The organism is Arthrobacter sp. zg-Y238 (genome assembly GCF_024385525.1).
Taxonomy (GTDB): Bacteria; Actinomycetota; Actinomycetes; order Actinomycetales; family Micrococcaceae; genus Arthrobacter_B; species Arthrobacter_B jinronghuae.
The window spans coordinates 596,107-614,065 of the sequence record NZ_JANFLU010000011.1; the positions used below are offsets into that span (position 1 = coordinate 596,107).

A 17,959-nucleotide genomic window follows, 5' to 3' on the forward strand; every position below is an offset into this window, starting at 1 on the left:
AATGAACTCCGACGAAACTGCATCCCCGGATACCGATATGCACGCCGTGTTCGGCTACGCCTCGGACCGCGGACTGCGCCGCGAACTGAATGAGGACTCGCTCATCGCCGCTGACCCGATCTTTGCCATCGCCGACGGCATGGGCGGACACGAGGCGGGGGAGGTGGCCAGCAGCATCTGTGTCCGGACCCTGGGCGACTCCCCGATAGTGGGCAAGCACCTGCCGGAGTTCTCGGCTGAACAGCTGGAGGCTCTGGTTAAAGAGGCGGACCACCGCATCCGTGAGGCCACAGGCGGACGGGCAGGCACCACGCTGACCGGCGCAGTCCTCGTCCGGGAAGGGGGAAACCCCTACTGGCTGGTGTTCAATGTGGGCGATTCACGCACCTATCGGCTGAGCCACGGCGTGCTGGAACAGATCACGGTGGACCACTCCGAGGTCCAGGAGCTGGTGGACCTGGGACAGATCACTCCGGACGAGGCCCTGGTGCATCCGCGGCGCCACGTCGTCACCCGCGCACTGGGGACCGGAAATGATGCCGAGGCAGACTTCTGGCTGATCCCGGTGGAACCCGGGGACCGGCTCCTGGTCTGCTCCGACGGTCTCACCGGCGAGGTTGCGGACGGGCACATTCTGCAGATCCTGACGTCCGTGACCAACCCCCAGGACGCCTGTGCAGCCTTGGTCCAGGCTGCATTGCGCTCGGGCGGGCGGGACAACGTCACGGTTTTGGTCATCGACGCCGAGGGCGGACCGGACGGACACGAGTCCGCCGCCATCACGCTGCCCGGAGCTTCCCAGGAAGCGCAGCCCACCGGCCCCCGTCCCGTCGAAGGCGGCCCGGCGGGTCCCGGCATTGACCCGGCGGTCCAGCGGAAGACTGCAGAGGAATGAAAGGCCTACGCTACCGCCCCGGGACGTGGCTGTGCCTGGTTCGCGATTCGGTGCTGTGCCTGCTGCCGCCGGACACCGGGGAAGAGCGGGTACGGGAGATCTGGTCACTGCTGGCAACCGAGCCGGCACTCGACCGCGTTTTTTCGGCTGTCTCCGGGGGGCTCACCGGAAGTCTTGCGGATATGCCGTCCTTCGGTGTGCTTTCCCTGCGGGACCGGGAGCGCCTGCACGTCATCCTGCGCGGCCCGCTGGAACTGCAGGAGGCAGGGAAGGACGAGCCGGCCGCGTCGGGCGAATTCGTCACCACATGGAGCGAACGGGTCCTGCCGGCCGGCGGCTCGTTCACCCTGAAGGCCGCGGCCTCGGACGGTGCTGCCGGGAGATCCGCGGAGAGTGCGCTGCTGCCGCTCGAAAGCGGCGTTGCCCTGGTTTCGATGCTGGAATTCGGCTCGCTGGAAGTTGGGGCTCGGTTGACCGCCGATGCGAAGCCGGCCTCATCCCAGCCCGCGGCTGCCCACGCGGAACCCCGGCCGGCTGCCGTCCAGCCCGCGGAACCCCAGCCCGGCTCATCCCAGCCCGCCGCTGCTCGACCCTCCGCGCCGGCCTCAACGCCGGCCCCTTCGCCGGAAGGTAACGCTGCCGGTCCGGCTGAACCCGGCATAACAGCGGAGCAAACCGCGGAACCCGCGCAAGAGCCCGTTTCCGCGGAGGAGACGGACTTGAGCGAGACGGTCCGGCCCCCGGACGAAGCTTTCGTCCCGTCGGATACCCTCCAGCCTGTCGAAGCATCGCTTCCGCCCGCACCGAAAGCAGCCGCCGTGCCGTCCGGTGCACTGATCGATTCAGTGCCGTGGCAGCGCAGCAACTCGGCGGCCCCGGTCGGTGCTCCCGGGCGTCCGGCCGGAGTCCCGGTACCAGCAGCTTCGGTCCCGGCAGCTCGGGTTCCCGTTGCCGCAGCCGGTGCCGTTGCCGCAGCCGGTGCCGCTGCCGCAGCCGCTGCGCCGGTAGCCCCGGCGCCGTCGGCCCCCGCACCGGCCCCCGCACCGGCCCCTTCACCCATACCTGAGGCCCCGGCACCCGCTCCTGCCAGGGCCTCTGTACCGGCACCTGCCCCGGCCCCAGCTCCCGCGGTACCTGCCGGTGAGGCACCCGAGGACCTGGACCACGACGGCGACACCATCATGAGCAGCGAACTGGCCAAGGAGGCGCCGGCCCCTGCCGGCCTCCCGGCACCGGCCCCTGCCAGCCACCCGGGTACGGCCCCGACGGTTCTGGCCCGCACCTGCCCGCAGGGGCATGCAAATCCGCCTACGCGCAGCGTGTGCGTGCACTGCGGGCAGCCGCTGGGCGAAGAGCCCCACCCGGTGAGCCGTCCTGCCCTGGGACGGGCGGTGTTTTCCACCGGCCATACGGAGGTCCTGGACCGGAACATTGTTGTCGGGCGCCAGCCGTCGGTGGCGAGGACTCCGGGCTCGGACATGCCGCGGATGGTGCAGGTTCCCAGCAGCGGAGGCGACATTTCCCGCTCGCACGCGGAGATCCGGCTGGAAGGGTGGCATGTGATGCTCCGGGACCTGTTCTCCACGAACGGCACCGTGCTGGTCCGCAACGGACAGCTGCCGCACCGCCTGGGCCAGGGTGAAGGGGTGATTGTGCTCGACGGCGACACCGCCGAGCTCGGCGACGACGTCTGGATCCGGTTCGAGGGACTGGCATGAAGAAGCGTGCTCCGGCGCCCCCGCCGGAGATCTCCGGCTACCGCTACCTGCGGCACCTGGGTTCCGGCGGCTTTGCCGACGTCTACCTCTATGAGCAGGACCATCCCCGGCGGCGGGTTGCCGTCAAGGTGCTCCTCTCGGACCTGCGCACGAACAGTGCCCGGCGCAGTTTCGAGGCCGAGGCGAACCTCATGGCACAGCTGTCCTCGCACCCGTACATCGTCACCATCTATGAAGCGGACATCACTGAGGCCGGCCACTCCTATCTGGCCATGGAGTACTGCTCCCGGCCCAGCCTCGACATCCGGTACCGCCAGGGCGGCCTGCCGTTGGCTGAAGTGCTCACCATCGGTATCCAGGTGGCCTCCGCCGTAGAGACCGCGCACCGGGCCGGCATCGCCCACCGGGACATTAAACCGGCCAATATCCTCACCACGGACTACAACCGTCCCGCCCTGACGGACTTCGGGATTTCCGGCACCACCGACGCCGCCGAGGACGAGGACCTGGGACTGTCCATTCCCTGGTCGCCGCCGGAAGCGCTCACCGGCGGCCGGGCGGACGGAATCCGGGTTGACGTCTGGGCCCTCGGCGCCACCCTGTACACCCTGCTGGCAGCGCGCTCGCCGTTTGTAGTGCCCGGGCAGGGCAATACCCAGCGTGAACTGATCGACCGGATTGTCAGCCAGCCGCTGCGGCCCACCGGACGAGCGGACGTCCCGGAATCGCTGGAACTGGCTTTGGCCACGGCCATGGCCAAGTCTCCCGAGTCCCGGTTCTCCTCCGCCTACGCCTTCGGGCTGGCACTTCAGCGGATCCAGGGCGAGCTGAACCTGGCCAGTACGCCGTTTGAGGTGCTGCAGGAGCCGGACCAGGCTGAGGAGAGCGGCGACGACGAGGACCGCACCCGCATCCGGCGCGTGGTCTCCATTGATCCAGGCACCACGACGCCGCCGCGTCGGGCACCCCTGCAGCGCCCGACGTCGTCAGTCACCGGCGCCGGTGCGGCGCGGGCGGCGGTTCCTGCTGCTGTTTCCCCGGGCCCCGCTTCCGGCGGCGACGAGGCTGCTGCGGTCCACGAGGGCACGGTAATGCGTTCGGGAGTTGCGCCGGCGGGACCGGCCCTGGGGGCCGTGGACACGGGGGTTCCGGAGGCTTTCAGCTGGCCGGAACCGCCCCGACGCCGCGGCAAGACTGCACTGCGCATCGGTCTGGTGACTGCGGCAGCAGCCGCCGTCGGCATTGTCGCTGCGGCCCTGCTGCTGCCCGAAACGGAACCGAAGAGCGTCCTGCCCGCACCGTCGAAATCCGCGCAGAATCCCTTGGCGGGGACCGAAGGTGCGGTGCTCCCGCCCGAATCGCTGGCCGCCGCTGTTTCGGACGGTTCAGTGGTGTTCACCTGGAAGAACCCGGAACCGGCAGACGGGGATATTTATCTGTGGCGGACGGTCAGTGCCACCGCTCGGGGAGAGATGGTCCGGACACCGGAGGCCAAGGCACAGGTTCCGGCATCGGACGGCGAGACCTGTATAGAAGTCCAAGTGGCGAGGGACAACGGGAAAGCATCGCCGCCGGTCGCGTTCTGCGCGCCGCAGTGAGAAGCAGCAGGTGCGGATGGACAATGAAGGCGTAGCGGGGCCACGGGGGAGCCGCACGGAAAGCCGGGCAACCGGACAAGGGGGAGACGCGTGGGGGAGCTTGGCATAGAGTACTGCGGCGAATGGTACGAGCCGCAGGAAACTGCCGTTTTCAGCATCGGCAGGGAGGGCGATCTGGCCATCGACGACAATCCCTACCTGCACCGGAAGTTCCTCAGCATCGCCAAGGACAACGGGATCTGGTGGCTGACGAATATCGGCAGCCGGATCTCTGCCACCATTGCGGACTCAGGCGGCGGTATGCAGGCCTGGTTGGCGCCCGGCGCCCGGCTTCCTGTGGTCTTTGAACAGACCCGGATTATCTTCAGTGCCGGTTCCACCACCTACGAATTCGATGTCCACCTGAAAACGCCCACCTTCCGGCAGGATCCCCTCAGCGCAGCGGACGGCGGGGAAACAACCATCGGACCCGTGCTCTTTACGGAATCCCAGAAGGCAGTGATGGTGGCGCTGGCGGAACCGCTGCTGCGGCGCGACGGCACCGGGTACAGTGCCCTGCCGACCTCCGCGGAGGCAGCGCAGCGGCTGGGCTGGTCGCAGACCCGGTTTAACCGGAAGCTCGATAACGTATGCGAAAAGCTGGACCGGGTCGGTGTGGCGGGCCTCCGCGGAGCCGAGGGGAAGCCGGCGTCGAACCGGCGGGCCCGACTGGTTGAGCATGCCGTAACGTCCCAGCTCATAACCTCGGCCGACCTGCCACTGCTGGACCGTCCTGCGGATGATCCGGCAGGGACCGCGCTCGTCCGTGACAACGTGCAGGCGCAGGCACCCGAAGCGGCATCACCCGGGGACCGTACTTCGATCAACAGAACGACAAGGAACACCTAGATGGCCTCCAGTACGAACCTCGTCAATGCCACGGCTTTCCAGCGTCTGGCCGCCAAGGCACTGGACGCGTTGCCGTCAGCGGTGTTGTTGCTTGCCGTGACCTGGCTGTTTTGGCTGGTCGGGGGCGACGAGGCCCGGGTGCTGGGGATGACAACGGGAGCGGTACTGGCCGGCGGATACGCGCTGTGGCTCTGGATCTGGGAAGCGGGCTCCGGCAAGACACCGGGGAACCTCGCCTTGGGTATCCGGACCACCGGCAGCAACGGACACGCGCCGGGGCTGGTCCCCGTGCTGCTGCGAAACGTCCTGCTCGGGTTGTCCGGCGCCGTGGTGGTGGGGCCGGTGGTTCTGCTGGTCTCCAACCTGTGGGACAAGAACCACCAACGCCAGGGCTGGCATGACAAGGTTGCCGGCACCCTGGTGGTGGACGTGCGGGCCGGCCGTGATCCGCTGCTGACCGGCGGAATCCGTGCCGCCGGTTCGGCTGCCCCTGAAAGCAACGCAGACCCGGCCCAGACTCCGACAGCCGTCTCACCAGCCAGCCCGGTCACTGCGGTGCCGGGTTTCCCTGCCTCCGACGTACCCCAGGCTGCTTCCACTCCGTTCCAGACCGTGCCTGCCACCATGGCCGGAGCGCCCGCCGCACCGGCACCGGCCTCCCCGCGGCGCGCGGCGGCTGCGGCCCTGCCGTCCCCTAACCTGCCGTCCCCTGCCCCGGCAGGGGTTCCCCAGCATCCGGACGACGAGCTGGAAATGACCCGGGTGGCGTCCCGGCACCGCTCGACCGGCGTGTTGATGCAGTTCGACGACGGCGCCGCCGTCGTCGTGACCGGCACGGCGCTGCTGGGGCGGAATCCGGCAACCAAGCCCCAGGAAACGGTGGGGCAGCTGCTCGACTTCGCGGACATGGGCCGCTCGGTCTCCAAGACCCATCTGCACCTGCAGGCGGATCCGAAGGGGGTCTGGGTAACGGACCGCAATTCGACCAACGGCAGCGCCGTCGTCACCGCCCAGGGACTGCGGGAGGAACTGGAACCGCTTCGCCCCGTCCTTGCACCCGTGGGCAGCACCGTTTTCTTCGGTGACCGCAGCTTCACCGTCTCCCAGGCATAACCGGACAGGCGGCGCGGGGTCCTGGGGCCCGCGCCGCGTCCAGCCCGGACTCAGCGCCGCGCTTCTCCCGCCAACACGTCGCTGGCCGTCTCGTTCCAGAACAGCTGTAGGGTCTGCACCGGCCGTCCCGGCTGGACCAACTGGGCGCGTCCGGGTGGCAGCGCCCGGGCCCGGACACCGTTAATGAGCGTGCCTTCCCCGCGGTCGCCCGAGAGGATCAGCGCCGCGGCACCGGAATCACGCAGGGCCGTGAAGAAGGACTCGTACATGCCCCGGCTGGCACCCCGGACCCGGCGGGAAAGCACTGCGTGCAGCCCGATCTCCGGGGCCAGCGGCAGGAAGGGCGTCAACCTGCTCAGGGGCGAGGAGCCGCCGGCGGTCAGTACGTCATAGTCGTCGATCACCAGCACCACCCGTGGCAGGGCGGCGACCTCTTCGGGGGTGGCACTGATCCGTTTCTGCAGCTCGCCGGCGACGGCGGACGCCAGCTGTTCGGCCAGGGCTGCGCTCGTGGCGTATCCGCCCAGATAATCTTCCGGCACCTCATCTGCGAGCGTGCGGCGCGGATCGAACACCGCGAACACAATGTCCTCGGCGTTGTGCTGTTCGGCCAGACGGCGGATCACCGATCGCATGGCGTTGGTCTTGCCGGCGCCGTCGTCGCCCATGATCACCAGATGGCGTTCCTTGTTGTGCAGGTCCAGCAGCTCGGTGCCCAGGTCGGTCTCGCGCTGGCCCAGCGGCACCGTGGCCGGGGCCGCCGGTGTGGGTGCGGTTGCTGCGTCCACCACTGCCGGCAGCACGCGGACCTGCATGGCGCGTTCGTCCGTGGAGGCGGAAACCGCATCCACAAGATCCCGCATCCCGGAGTTGGCGGTGTCCGGGTCCGATTCGGAGTCGATGCGGGGCAGGGCAAAATGCCCCTGGAGCTTCCGGTCCGTCATTGCCCGGCCGGGTGTCCCCGGGCTCACGGACTCGGCCAGTTTCCGGCCGTGCGCCGACTCCCCGGGATCGGACAGGCGCAGTTCAATCCGGTTGCCGAAGAAGCTTTGCTGCGCAATGCGGATTTCGTTCATCCGCGAGCAGGTCACCACCACATGGATGCCGTATCCGCCGCCGCGGCTGATCAGGGCGTGTACGGATTTTTCAATCTCTTCGAACTCGTCCGAGAGCTGGCCGTAACCGTCCAGTACCATCACGATGTCCGCACTCGGCAGCTCCGGGATGCCGCCCTGCGCGCACAGGCGGCGCAGAGTGGGCAGGGAGTCGATCTGGTACTTCTCGAAGATACGTTCGCGCTGCGAGAGCATGGCGAGGATTTCGTCGACGGTACGGCGGACCACCTCGCGGTTGGTGCGGACCGCCACGCCGCCCACATGGGGGAGCCCTTCGAGCGGAACCAGCCCGCTGCCGAGGAGGTCAATGGCGTAGATGCCTACTTCGGCCGGCGAGTGGGTCAGGGACAGGCTGGCGACGAGCGTGCGCAGGGCCGTGCTCTTGCCGGTCTGCGGTCCGCCGACAATGGCCGCATTGCCGCCGTTGGCTGCCAGGTCCACTTCCCAGATGCCCTGCCACTGCTTCGCCGGATCATCGAGCAGCCCTACCGGGATCTTCAAGCCGCCGCCGGTGGCCAGACGGATGCCCTGGCTCGTGGTGTCCAGCCCGCCCGCGGCGATATCCAGCGCAATGCCTCCCGGGAGCGGCGGCAGCCAGATCGGTTCGACGGCGCGGGGGAATTTCGCGAGCGTGTCCATCAGGGTGGAGAGCACCGTGGGGCCGGTGGTCCGTTTGGAGGCGGAGGTCGACGCCGGTTTGGCGGGGTCCTGCTGCACGGCCTCTTCGAGGGTCGCGGCATACCGCGGGACGCGCAGGACGGCGGGTCGTCCGGCGTCGTCGGTTTCCGGCTCGTCCTCTTCTTCCATCTCGAGCGGGCCGGACACGTATCCGGACTTGAACCGGGTGTACGTGGTGGTGTCCACCTTCAGGTACCCGAACCCGGGGACCGGCGGCAGGTGGAAGGCGTCGGGGGTGTCCAGCACGGTCCGGGACTCAGCTTCGGAGAGTGTGCGCAGGCCGATCCGGTAGGACAAATAGGTGTCCAGGCCGCGAAGCTTGCCGCCCTCGATGCGCTGGCTGGAGAGCAGCAGGTGCACGCCGATCGACCGGCCGATGCGGCCGATGGACAGGAAGAGCTCAATGAAGTCCGGGCGTGCGGTCAACAGCTCGCCGAATTCGTCAATGATGACCACCAGGTGCGGCAGCGGCGCCAGGTCTTTGCCCTGGGAGAGCAGCTCCTGCCGGTGCAGCTGGTAGTCGGTGATGTTGGCGAGGTTGCCGGCCTCCTTGAGGACTTCCTGCCGGCGCTGGATTTCACCGGAGAGGCTGGCATAGACGCGTTCGATCAGGCTGACGTCGTCGGAAAGGTTGGTGATGACGCCGGTGACCTGGGGTGCGTTGGCGAAGGGGGCAAAGGTGGCGCCGCCCTTGTAGTCCACCAGCACCATGGCCAGCACCTCGGGGGAGTGCGTGGCCAGCAGTCCCACCACGAGGCTGCGCAGCATTTCGGACTTGCCGGAGCCGGTGGCACCCACGCACAGGCCGTGCGGGCCGTGCCCGAACTGTGCCGATTCCTTCAAATCCAGCAGGGCCGGCCGCCCGCGGTCATCGGGACCCAGCGGAACCCGCAGGAAGTCCACCTCGCCGCGGGGCTTCCACAACCGGCGGATATCGGCTTCATCCAGCCGCGGGGAGAGGCCCAGCATCTCCAGGAACCCCTGGGAGTTTTCCGAGGAATCGTGTTCCATCGAATCGGGGGACAGCCGCAGCGGGGCCAGGCTGCGGGCCAGGGACTGGGCGAGCGGGACCGGCAACTGGTCCAGGGTGCCAGCCTCGACCACCGGCTCCACGGGGTCGGTCCGGTAGTTTTCCACCCGGAACCCCTCGCCGTCCTCACTGATGCGGATCGCCACTTCGCTGGGTTCCTGCCGGCGTTCCTTCACCAGGAACAGTGTGGTGATCCCCAGGGCGCCGGGCGAGGACTGCTTGTCCGGGACTGCCAGCTCCACCGGCAGCTCTCCGTAGGAATCGGCTACCACCATCAGGCGGGGCAGCGCCGTGCCCACACCTCCGCGCAGGAAGTTTTTCCGGGACTCCGCGGCCAGGCTGGAACGTCCGTGGAGGTCATCGGCCAGCAGGTCCGACAAGATGTCCATGGACGGGGCCAGCCGCCGGACCGGCCCGGTGCGGTGAGTGCTTTTCTGGTCCGCCAAGTGCGGCAGCCAGGTGGCCCACTCCCAGTTTTCCCGTTCGGCTTCGGGCACGGCCAGGGCCAGATGGAGGTCCTCCGGGGAATGGAAGGCCGCACCCTGGACCAGCAGGAGACGGCTGACCCGCAGCACGAACTCCCTGGAGCCGACAACGCTGACATTTCCGGCGCAGTCCAGCGGTACCGTCAACGGCAGTTCGGGGCTGGACTCGTAGCGCCGCTTGAGGATCTCCAGTTCCGTCATCATGAAGGTGTCACTCTGCATCACGGCAGAGCCGGAGTTCATGATCTGCACTTCACGGTTCTGCCGCGGCCCGGTACCGATGCGCACGTCCAGGAAATCCTCGTTGTGCCGCCGCCGCTCCCAGATGCGGCGGGTATTGCGGATGATGTCGAACAGGGCGTCCGGCGGCGGGCTGGCGATGCGGGCCACCTTGACGGCCGTGTGTTCCTCGGTGCGGAGCGTGGCGCGGCAGCGTTCGAGGTATTCGAGATAGTTTTCCCGCCGGTCCTTGCGCTGGCGGCCCTGCTTTCCGCGCTGGCTGACCATCATGATGACGGAGGCCAGGATGGTCACCACCATGGCCAGTGCACCCACGGCGGCCAACGGGGAGCCGCGGAAGAGCATCATGACCGTCATGGAGACGCCGGCGCCGAGCAGGGGTACCAGCGACATCATGTTCATGCCGCCCTTGCCCTGTTCCATCTGCGGCGGGGCGTCCATGGTGAACGGTTCCAGGCCGCGGGCGGGGGCCGTGGTCCGGGCAGGCCGGTGCAGGATCCGGACGCTCATGCCGTGGCCCTCGCGAGGACGCCGGCGGCAAGGGAGGCTGCCTCGAGACGGGTTCGGCGGGCCAGCAGTGCAAGGCTGATTTCCACTCCGGCTGCGAGGTGCCGGTCGTATCCCAGCCCGACGGCGTCGATACCCATGCGCGTCAGACGGCGGGCTTCGGCGTCGGCGCGGAACGGTCCGTCCGGCAGGTTCCGGACCACCACCACCAGCAGCGGCACGGAGGCCAGTGCCGGGTCCCGCCGCCAGGCCGTGGCGTACAGGCCGGCATCTTCCAGGCCCGCTACGGAGGCAGTCGTCGCGAAGACCGCCAGATGGGATTGGGAAAGCGCCCAACGCGTGCTGGGGAGCTCCAGTCCGGTGCCGCAGTCCATGACGGTGATGGGGCAATACCGGGAGATGGCCAGGGACAGTGCCTTGGCGGCGGCGTCGTCGGCTGCCGGCCGTCCGCCGGTGCCGCGGCGCCCGGTGACCAGCAGGTTCCCGCGGCCGGCGGGTGTCAGCAGCGCCGAGAGATCAGCCAGCGACGTCGGGGGGCGGCGGGACAGTTCGGCGGCGGCGATATCCAGGGAGGCTGCGTCGGGGACCCCGGTGCGCAACGCCAGCGTGCCGCCGGAGGGGGCGTTGTCCAGGACCGTAACGGCATCGGTGCGCATGGAGGAGTAGACCGATCCGAGCAGGGCCGCCAGCGTGGTCTTCCCGGCACCGCCGCGGGAGCCCACGACGGCGATGCGCCGGCCCGTGGCCACCGGTGCCTGCGCACCGGCCGCAGCCTCGGCCAGACGGTGCGGATAATCATCCCCGCGGAAGAGGTTCCCCGCGGAGCTGACCGACCGGCGGAGCAGGCCTTCGGCAGGGCGGGTCCGCAAGGTCCGGCGGAGCCGCTGTGGGGTTGATTCGAAGCCGTCCGGGGTGGCGGCACCGGGGGCACCGTAGGGCAGCGGCCCGGCGTTCACGGGTGAGCTCATGGCTATAGTCCTCCACCGGCCGGGGCGGCCGGATCAGCGGGATGGAAGGTGTCGGATGGCGGGCAGACCCGTGGATGAGGCGATTCGCGCATCAGAAGCTGCCCAGCAGCTGGGAGTAGATGCCGAACATCCCGATGACCAGGGGAATAGAGGCCAGGATGGCGAAGGTCTCCAGGCGTTTGGCGAGCAGCCGGATGCGGGCTTCGGCGTGGTCCGGCAGATCAAGGGTCAGGCTGACCGCGATGCAGGCGGCGAGAACCAGTACCGCCAGGCCCACAGCCCAGGGCGCGGAGGAGAAGAACCGCAGGGACGCCACCGTGAGGGCGGCCAGCCCCACACCCGATGCGGCGTACAGCGAGATGCGTTCGGCCGCGAGCGGGAAGGACCGCGCCCGCAGGAAAACCGCCAGGGTCAGGGCGAACAGCAGCGGCAGCGTCCATTTCTGGTGCTCCGTGTCGGTGCCGAGCACCCAGAGCCCCAACGCTATGGAAACCGACGTGAGGATCGCGCCCAGGGTGAGCCCCCGATGGGCACCGGCCACGGCCTCGAGCGCATCCGTCCTGCTGATGGTTCCACCCGTGGCACGCTGGTCATCCAGGGTTGCCAGGCCGGAGGCGGACAATGCCAGTTTCGGGAGCAGGCCGAGCAGGAGAACACTCGATACCGCGGCCAGTGCTGCCGCGCGGGGAGGGCTCTCGGAAATGAGTCCCGCCGCCGCCCAGATGACGGTGGCCAGGGCAAGGGTGCCGGCGCCCGTGAAGAGCGCCCGCGGGTTGGCTGCGCTGAGTCCCACTCCCACAAGGGTCAGTACGGACAATCCGGCGATCAACAGCAGGGTTGTTTCCGGGTCCAGATCTCCGCGCAGCAGGGCGCCGAGTCCCAGCAGCCAGCCGGCCCCCTGCAGGGTTGGACCGATGGCGGAGGTTCGGGGCGGCCGTGCCAGCGCGGTGCCGGCAGTGAGGAGTACCAGGGATGCGGAGAGCAGCAGCCACCAGGCGTCGTCGGGGGCCACCGAGCCCAGCAGGATCTCAGCCCCTGCCCACAGACCGACGGCGGCGGAGACACCGGCGGTCAGCTCCCGGAACCTGTCGGTCCAACGTCCCGATACAGCCTCGGTCTCGCTGACCACCAGGTCCGTGACGTCATAGACGACGGCGGCGGGCGGCGCCTCGGAGGCGTTGCAGAGCAGCAGAGAGGAACCATCGGCTATTTCCGCGCTGCTCAGCGTGCTCTCCGCGGCCAGCTCCGTGCCGTCGGGTCCGACCAGTACCTTGGCGGCTACCTCGTCCGCCGGCTGGTCGTTCAGCAGCTCCAGTACCTGCGGCATCAGTGCGCCGACGGGCTGGTCCGACGGCAGCAGCAGGTCCAGATGGCGCCGGGAGCCGATCAGTGTCACTCGGGTGAAGGCATGGGCCATGGCGGCTAGGATCCTGTCTGCATCGAAAAGGCAACGTTGTACCGGCCGCCGGCGGGGCCGGCGTCGTAATCCGCCCCGTGGGGGTCCGAAGAGCGGTGCGGAGCAGAGTTTTGCTGCCGGCGCTGTTCTTCCTGCTTTTGGCGGTTCTCTTCCAGGAGGTTGCTGACAAAGGAGTACCCCACGCAGACCGCGGCGATGACTGCTGCGGCCGCCACGCTGAACAGGAACAGGCGCACGCTGTCCATCCACCGGCGCTCGTTCGGGTTTTCCCCGTACAGCAGGGCGCCGAGCAGCCGGTTCCGGCGCACGGTCACGGATTCGATCAGCTGATTGTCATAATCGCTCGCCAAAATAAGTCCCCCCACCACTTGGACAAGTACCGACATATCCTTACACGATCCGGGTGGGGTCTGCGTCACACTCGCCGGAGCCGCACCGTTGAAGCTGAGGCGTACGTTGTGTGTGTCGGGCCACGGGTGCTAAAGCTTGACTAATTACTTACCGCACACGCACCGATGAAGGAGCCGCAATGAGCACCAACCCGGAGATGGAAGAGCGCCGACTGAACGACTGGAGCAGGCGCCTCACCCAGGCGCTGCAGATCCTGGATCTTGAAGTGGACCACAAGATGCTTGTGGAGCTGGGGGAGAAATCGGCCGAGACCGTTGCAGACAACGCGGGCCTGGTCAGCGCCTTTGTGGTCGGGTACGCAGCCGGACTCACCACTACCAGCGGGCGGAAATCCTCCGAAGAAGCGGTTCAAAAGGCGGCAGACACCGCCTTCCAGCTGGCCGAGACCGGTCTGGAAGGGCCGGACCAGCCGGGTTGGAAGGGCTCTGCCCAGTAAGCAGCACGTTGGGGCCAGGTCATTGCGGGCCCACCCATCCGAAGATACAACAGGCCAGGACCGAAGTCCTGGCCTGTTGTGCGTCTTGGCTGTTGCTGCCTACGTGGGTGCCCTACACCGGAGCCGTTTCGCGGCGCATCTTGTCTTCCGGCCCCGCAGCCTGCTGTGCGGCCGGTTCCACCCGGACCAGCACGGTCTTGGACACCGGGGTGTTGCTGCCCTCGGCAACATGGTCCAGCGGTACGAGCACGTTGGCTTCCGGGTAGTACGCCGCTACGCAGCCCTTGGGCGTGGGGTAGGAGACCACCCGGAAATTACGCAGGACGCGCTCGGCGCCGTCGTGGTGGACACCGTGGATGTCGATGTACTGGCCGTCTGCCAGGCCGAGTTCCTCGATGTCGCCGGAGTTCATAAACAGCACGTGGCGGCCACCCTTGATGCCGCGGTACCGGTCATTGTGCCCGTAGATGGTGGTATTCCACTGGTCATGTGAACGCATGCTCTGCAGCAGCAGGGTGCCTTCCGGACGCTGCACCGCTTCCAGGTCATTAACCGTAAGGACGGCCTTGCCCGTCGGGGTGTGGAAGGACCGCGAATCGCGGGGGCCGTTGGGCAGTACAAACCCGCCCTCATGCCGGATCCGCTCGTTGTAGTCTTCGCAGCCCTCCACTACCCGCGAGATGTGGTCCCGGATCAGGTCGTAGTCCTTTTCGAAGCCGGCCCAGTCGGCGTCGATCCGGTCGCCGATCACCAGGGCACCGAGCCGGGCGACGAGGGCCGGTTCGGAGAGCAGGTTCTTCGAGACAGGTTCCACCCCGCCGTGCGAGGCATGGACCACACAGACCGTGTCCTCCACCGAAACGAACTGCCGGCCGGTTTCCTGGACGTCGATTTCGGTGCGGCCCAGAACCGGAAGGATCAGCGCTTCCTTGCCGGTGACCAGGTGGGAGCGGTTGAGCTTGATGGACATCTGCACGGTCATGTCCGTCTTTTGCATGGCAGCCTCGGCGAACTGGGTGTCCGAGATGGCGGAGATCAGGTTGCCGCCGAGTGCCATGAAGAATTTGATCCGGCCGTCCTGCATCCTGAGGAAGGTTTCCACGGCGTCGGCGCCGTGGTCGCGCGGCGGGTCGAAGTTGAATTCCTTGCCGAGTGCGTCCAGGAAGGTCCCCGGCATCTGTTCCCAGATGCCCATGGTGCGGTCGCCCTGAACGTTGCTGTGCCCGCGGATGGGGGCGGCGCCGGCACCGGGCTTGCCGATGTTGCCGCGCAGCAGCAGGAGGTTGATGATCTCCTTGATGGTGGCAACGCCCTTTTTCTGCTGGGTGATGCCCATTGCCCAGGTGATGATCACCTTTTCGGCCCGCAGGTAGCGCTCGGCCAGTTCGTCGATTTCCTCGGCGCGCAGCCCGGTGGCTTCCAGCACTTCCTCATCGTCGAGCAGCAGCAGATGTTCCTTGAGGTCTGCCAGCCCCTCGCAGTGCTCCTCGAGGAATTCGTGGTCGAGGACGGTTCCCGGGTTCTTGTCCTCTGCCTCGAACACCCGCTTGGAAATGGCCTGGAGCAGGGCCATGTCCCCGCCGAGCCGGATCTGCAGGAACTGGTCCGCGAGCTCGGTGCCCTTTCCTGCGATGCCCCGGGCCTTCTGGGGGTTCTTGTAGCGCTTCAGCCCGGCTTCGGGAAGCGGGTTCACGGCTACGATGTTGCCGCCGTTGCGCTTGCACAGTTCCAGTGCGGTCAGCATGCGCGGATGGTTGGTGCCCGGGTTCTGGCCCATGAGGATGATCAGGTCGGCCTGGCCGAAATCGTCATAGGTCACCGTGGCCTTGCCGATTCCGATGGTCTGGCCCATGGCCCAGCCTGAGGACTCGTGGCACATGTTGGAGCAGTCGGGCAGGTTGTTCGTGCCATAGGCGCGAACGAACAGCTGGTACAGGAAGGCTGCCTCGTTGGAGGTACGCCCGCTGGTGTAGAACGCTGCTTCGTGCGGGGAATCCAGGGCCTTGAGCCGGTCGGCCACGATCCCCAGTGCTTCATCCCAGCCGACGGGACGGTAATGGTCTTCACCGGCGGGTTTGTACAGGGGCTCGGTCAGCCGGCCCTGCATGCCCAACCAGTATTCCGAGCGCCCGCGCAGGTCCGTGAGGCTGTGTTCGGCCCAGAAGTCCGAGGAAATAACCACCGGGGTGGCTTCCCACGTGACGGCCTTGACACCTTCTTCGCAGTATTCGAACGGGCTGCGGTCCTTCGGATCCGGCCACGCGCAGCTCGGGCAGTCGAAGCCGTGCTTCTGATTCATGCGGAAGGTGGTCCCCAAGGCACGGGCGAGCCCCATGTGTTCAATGGCGGGTTTCATGGAGTGATAGACGGCAGGAAGTCCCGCCGCCCACTCCTTCGGCTCTCCCTTGACCTCTATGTCGCTCTCGTTGACTTCCTTCACGCGGGGTTCTTTCCTGGCCACGCCGCACTTCCCTTCATCGCGAGGTCTGCCGCAAAAGCGGCGACTGCTTCTACCGCAGTTTATCTATCAACAGGCCTAGCAGTCAGGGCGCACCACCGCAAGGACTGCTGCCGTCCGACGGCGGCGGGCGCTTTGGGAATAGCCGGAACATTATCCGCGGGCACTGGCCACATGGGTAGTTCTGCCCATGTGTTTTCCTTGACCGGGTTGGTTTTGGTGGGTTTGATGGGGGTTACCGGCAAACGGAACGGGATTTACCTTTGGTGAATTCGTCCGCTGCTCGGGGGAACAGTTCGGACGAGGGTGCCGAGGGGTGCCGAAAAGGTGGTTTGCCATGAAGTTTGATATGGGTTCTTCGACCCTTGGGACGTTGACGCAGCAGACGAGTTCCTCCAATGAGGATCTGGGTCAGCTGGTGCGGAGCCTGATGGAGGCTGCGGCGCCGCTGGAGGGCAAGTTCAACGGTGCCGGCCGGGTGAAGTTTGACGAGTTCAAGGCCCGCACGGACGAGGTTGCCAATGAGCTCAACAGCTCCCTCTCGGCGATCCTGATGGGTCAGTCGGAGATGGACCGGCACTTCCAGACCGGTGACCAGGAGGCTGCGGACAATGCGGCCCAGCAGCAGGGGTCGGCGTCGTTCGACTCTGCGCGTTTTGGTTCTTCGCGCTAGTTCTTCTGTCCCTTTTTAGTTCTTCCTTAGTTCCGTTGCTTTCCGGCGCGTGGGTGCCGGTGTTGAAAGGATTTGCCATGTCCCAGGATCGTTTGAGCTATGACACTGATACTTCCTCTGCGGTGCAGGGGGATATCCAGTCGATTGTTGCGCGGCTGGAGTCGTTGATCGGTGAGCGTGAGAAGGCTGTGAATGCGGCTATGTCGGATTTCCAGGCTGATGGTGTGTCGGAGGATTACCAGGCGGTGGAGAACCGTTTCCGGAATGCTGCCAACGAGACGCGGAACATTATTGCGTTGGTGAAGCAGACGCTGTCGCAGAATGATGAGACGGCTGCGGGTGCGGGTGCCCGGGCGAAGTCCGCCGTGCAGAACATCGGCTAATCACTGATTGCACAACACAACGGCGCCGGGCTGGATCCGGCGCCGTTGTTGTTTTAACCGAACCGCCTGCATGGCCCTTTTATTCGAGCTCGATCTCGATGGGTAGTTCTGCCCATGTGTTTTCCTTGACCGGGTTGGTTTTGGTGGGTTTGATGGGGGTTACCGGCAAACGGAACGGGATTTACCTTTGGTGAATTCGTCCGCTGCTCGGGGGAACAGTTCGGACGAGGGTGCCGAGGGGTGCCGAAAAGGTGGTTTGCCATGAAGTTTGATATGGGTTCTTCGACCCTTGGGACGTTGACGCAGCAGACGAGTTCCTCCAATGAGGATCTGGGTCAGCTGGTGCGGAGCCTGATGGAGGCTGCGGCGCCGCTGGAGGGCAAGTTCAACGGTGCCGGCCGGGTGAAGTTTGACGAGTTCAAGGCCCGCACGGACGAGGTTGCCAATGAGCTCAACAGCTCCCTCTCGGCGATCCTGATGGGTCAGTCGGAGATGGACCGGCACTTCCAGACCGGTGACCAGGAGGCTGCGGACAATGCGGCCCAGCAGCAGGGGTCGGCGTCGTTCGACTCTGCGCGTTTTGGTTCTTCGCGCTAGTTCTTCTGTCCCTTTTTAGTTCTTCCTTAGTTCCGTTGCTTTCCGGCGCGTGGGTGCCGGTGTTGAAAGGATTTGCCATGTCCCAGGATCGTTTGAGCTATGACACTGATACTTCCTCTGCGGTGCAGGGGGATATCCAGTCGATTGTTGCGCGGCTGGAGTCGTTGATCGGTGAGCGTGAGAAGGCTGTGAATGCGGCTATGTCGGATTTCCAGGCTGATGGTGTGTCGGAGGATTACCAGGCGGTGGAGAACCGTTTCCGGAATGCTGCCAACGAGACGCGGAACATTATTGCGTTGGTGAAGCAGACGCTGTCGCAGAATGATGAGACGGCTGCGGGTGCGGGTGC

The 17,959-nt window shown here is 66.7% G+C and carries 15 protein-coding genes; 10 read left to right on the forward strand and 5 right to left on the reverse strand.

Annotation, left to right across the window (positions count from 1 at the left end; translation table 11 throughout):
* Window position 1 precedes the first annotated feature (1 nt).
* The 5 genes from NNX38_RS14445 (at window position 2) to NNX38_RS14465 (ending at window position 6,212) form a co-directional block, all read left to right on the forward strand.
* Window positions 2-895: a PP2C family serine/threonine-protein phosphatase gene (locus NNX38_RS14445; RefSeq protein ID WP_255798624.1), complete on the forward strand. Its 894-nt coding sequence runs from the start codon at window positions 2-4 to the stop codon at window positions 893-895.
* Window positions 892-2,613, forward strand: coding sequence for an FHA domain-containing protein (locus NNX38_RS16855; RefSeq protein WP_304661712.1), 1,722 nt, complete (start codon window positions 892-894; stop codon window positions 2,611-2,613). Before NNX38_RS14445 ends, NNX38_RS16855 begins: the two co-directional genes overlap by 4 nt.
* Window positions 2,610-4,211 (forward strand): serine/threonine-protein kinase, encoded by a 1,602-nt coding sequence (locus NNX38_RS14455; RefSeq protein ID WP_255798625.1) that lies wholly within the window; start codon window positions 2,610-2,612, stop codon window positions 4,209-4,211. Before NNX38_RS16855 ends, NNX38_RS14455 begins: the two co-directional genes overlap by 4 nt.
* Window positions 4,212-4,301: 90 nt before the next feature.
* A complete protein-coding gene (locus NNX38_RS14460; RefSeq protein WP_255798626.1) occupies window positions 4,302-5,099 on the forward strand; it encodes a hypothetical protein in 798 nt (265 codons plus the stop codon).
* Window positions 5,100-6,212 carry an RDD family protein gene (locus tag NNX38_RS14465; protein ID WP_255798627.1) on the forward strand — a complete coding sequence of 371 codons (1,113 nt, stop codon included), beginning with the start codon at window positions 5,100-5,102 and terminating at the stop codon, window positions 6,210-6,212. It begins immediately after the preceding gene.
* A 50-nt stretch (window positions 6,213-6,262) separates the two neighbouring features.
* Here NNX38_RS14465 and eccCa read toward each other — a convergent pair whose 3' ends face one another.
* The 4 genes from eccCa to NNX38_RS14485 form a co-directional block, all read right to left on the reverse strand.
* A complete protein-coding gene (gene eccCa / locus NNX38_RS14470) occupies window positions 6,263-10,270 on the reverse strand; it encodes a type VII secretion protein EccCa (protein ID WP_255798628.1) in 4,008 nt (1,335 codons plus the stop codon).
* Window positions 10,267-11,235 (reverse strand): hypothetical protein, encoded by a 969-nt coding sequence (locus NNX38_RS14475; RefSeq protein WP_255798629.1) that lies wholly within the window; start codon window positions 11,233-11,235, stop codon window positions 10,267-10,269. The genes eccCa and NNX38_RS14475 overlap by 4 nt, the downstream gene beginning before the upstream one ends.
* A gap of 91 nt (window positions 11,236-11,326) precedes the next feature.
* Window positions 11,327-12,652, reverse strand: coding sequence for a type VII secretion integral membrane protein EccD (gene eccD, locus NNX38_RS14480; RefSeq protein WP_255798630.1), 1,326 nt, complete (start codon window positions 12,650-12,652; stop codon window positions 11,327-11,329).
* 5 nt (window positions 12,653-12,657) lie between these two features.
* Window positions 12,658-13,038 (reverse strand): hypothetical protein, encoded by a 381-nt coding sequence (locus NNX38_RS14485; RefSeq protein WP_255798631.1) that lies wholly within the window; start codon window positions 13,036-13,038, stop codon window positions 12,658-12,660.
* A gap of 143 nt (window positions 13,039-13,181) precedes the next feature.
* Here NNX38_RS14485 and NNX38_RS14490 point away from each other — a divergent pair, with 143 nt between their 5' ends.
* Window positions 13,182-13,499, forward strand: coding sequence for a DUF6457 domain-containing protein (locus NNX38_RS14490; protein ID WP_255798632.1), 318 nt, complete (start codon window positions 13,182-13,184; stop codon window positions 13,497-13,499).
* 112 nt (window positions 13,500-13,611) lie between these two features.
* Here the strand turns inward: NNX38_RS14490 and NNX38_RS14495 are convergent, their stop codons facing one another.
* Window positions 13,612-15,960 (reverse strand): FdhF/YdeP family oxidoreductase, encoded by a 2,349-nt coding sequence (locus NNX38_RS14495; protein ID WP_255798633.1) that lies wholly within the window; start codon window positions 15,958-15,960, stop codon window positions 13,612-13,614.
* A 334-nt stretch (window positions 15,961-16,294) separates the two neighbouring features.
* On the opposite strand from NNX38_RS14495, the gene NNX38_RS14500 reads away from it, so the two are divergent.
* The 4 genes from NNX38_RS14500 to NNX38_RS14515 form a co-directional block, all read left to right on the forward strand.
* Window positions 16,295-16,630 carry a hypothetical protein gene (locus tag NNX38_RS14500; protein ID WP_255767095.1) on the forward strand — a complete coding sequence of 112 codons (336 nt, stop codon included), beginning with the start codon at window positions 16,295-16,297 and terminating at the stop codon, window positions 16,628-16,630.
* Between the two features lie 77 nt (window positions 16,631-16,707).
* Entirely contained in the window at window positions 16,708-17,013 is a 306-nt protein-coding gene (locus tag NNX38_RS14505; protein ID WP_227924368.1) for a pore-forming ESAT-6 family protein, read from the forward strand.
* A gap of 261 nt (window positions 17,014-17,274) precedes the next feature.
* A complete protein-coding gene (locus NNX38_RS14510; protein ID WP_255767095.1) occupies window positions 17,275-17,610 on the forward strand; it encodes a hypothetical protein in 336 nt (111 codons plus the stop codon).
* Between the two features lie 77 nt (window positions 17,611-17,687).
* Window positions 17,688-17,959: pore-forming ESAT-6 family protein (locus NNX38_RS14515; protein ID WP_255798634.1), on the forward strand; the 272-nt coding region annotated here is incomplete at its 3' end.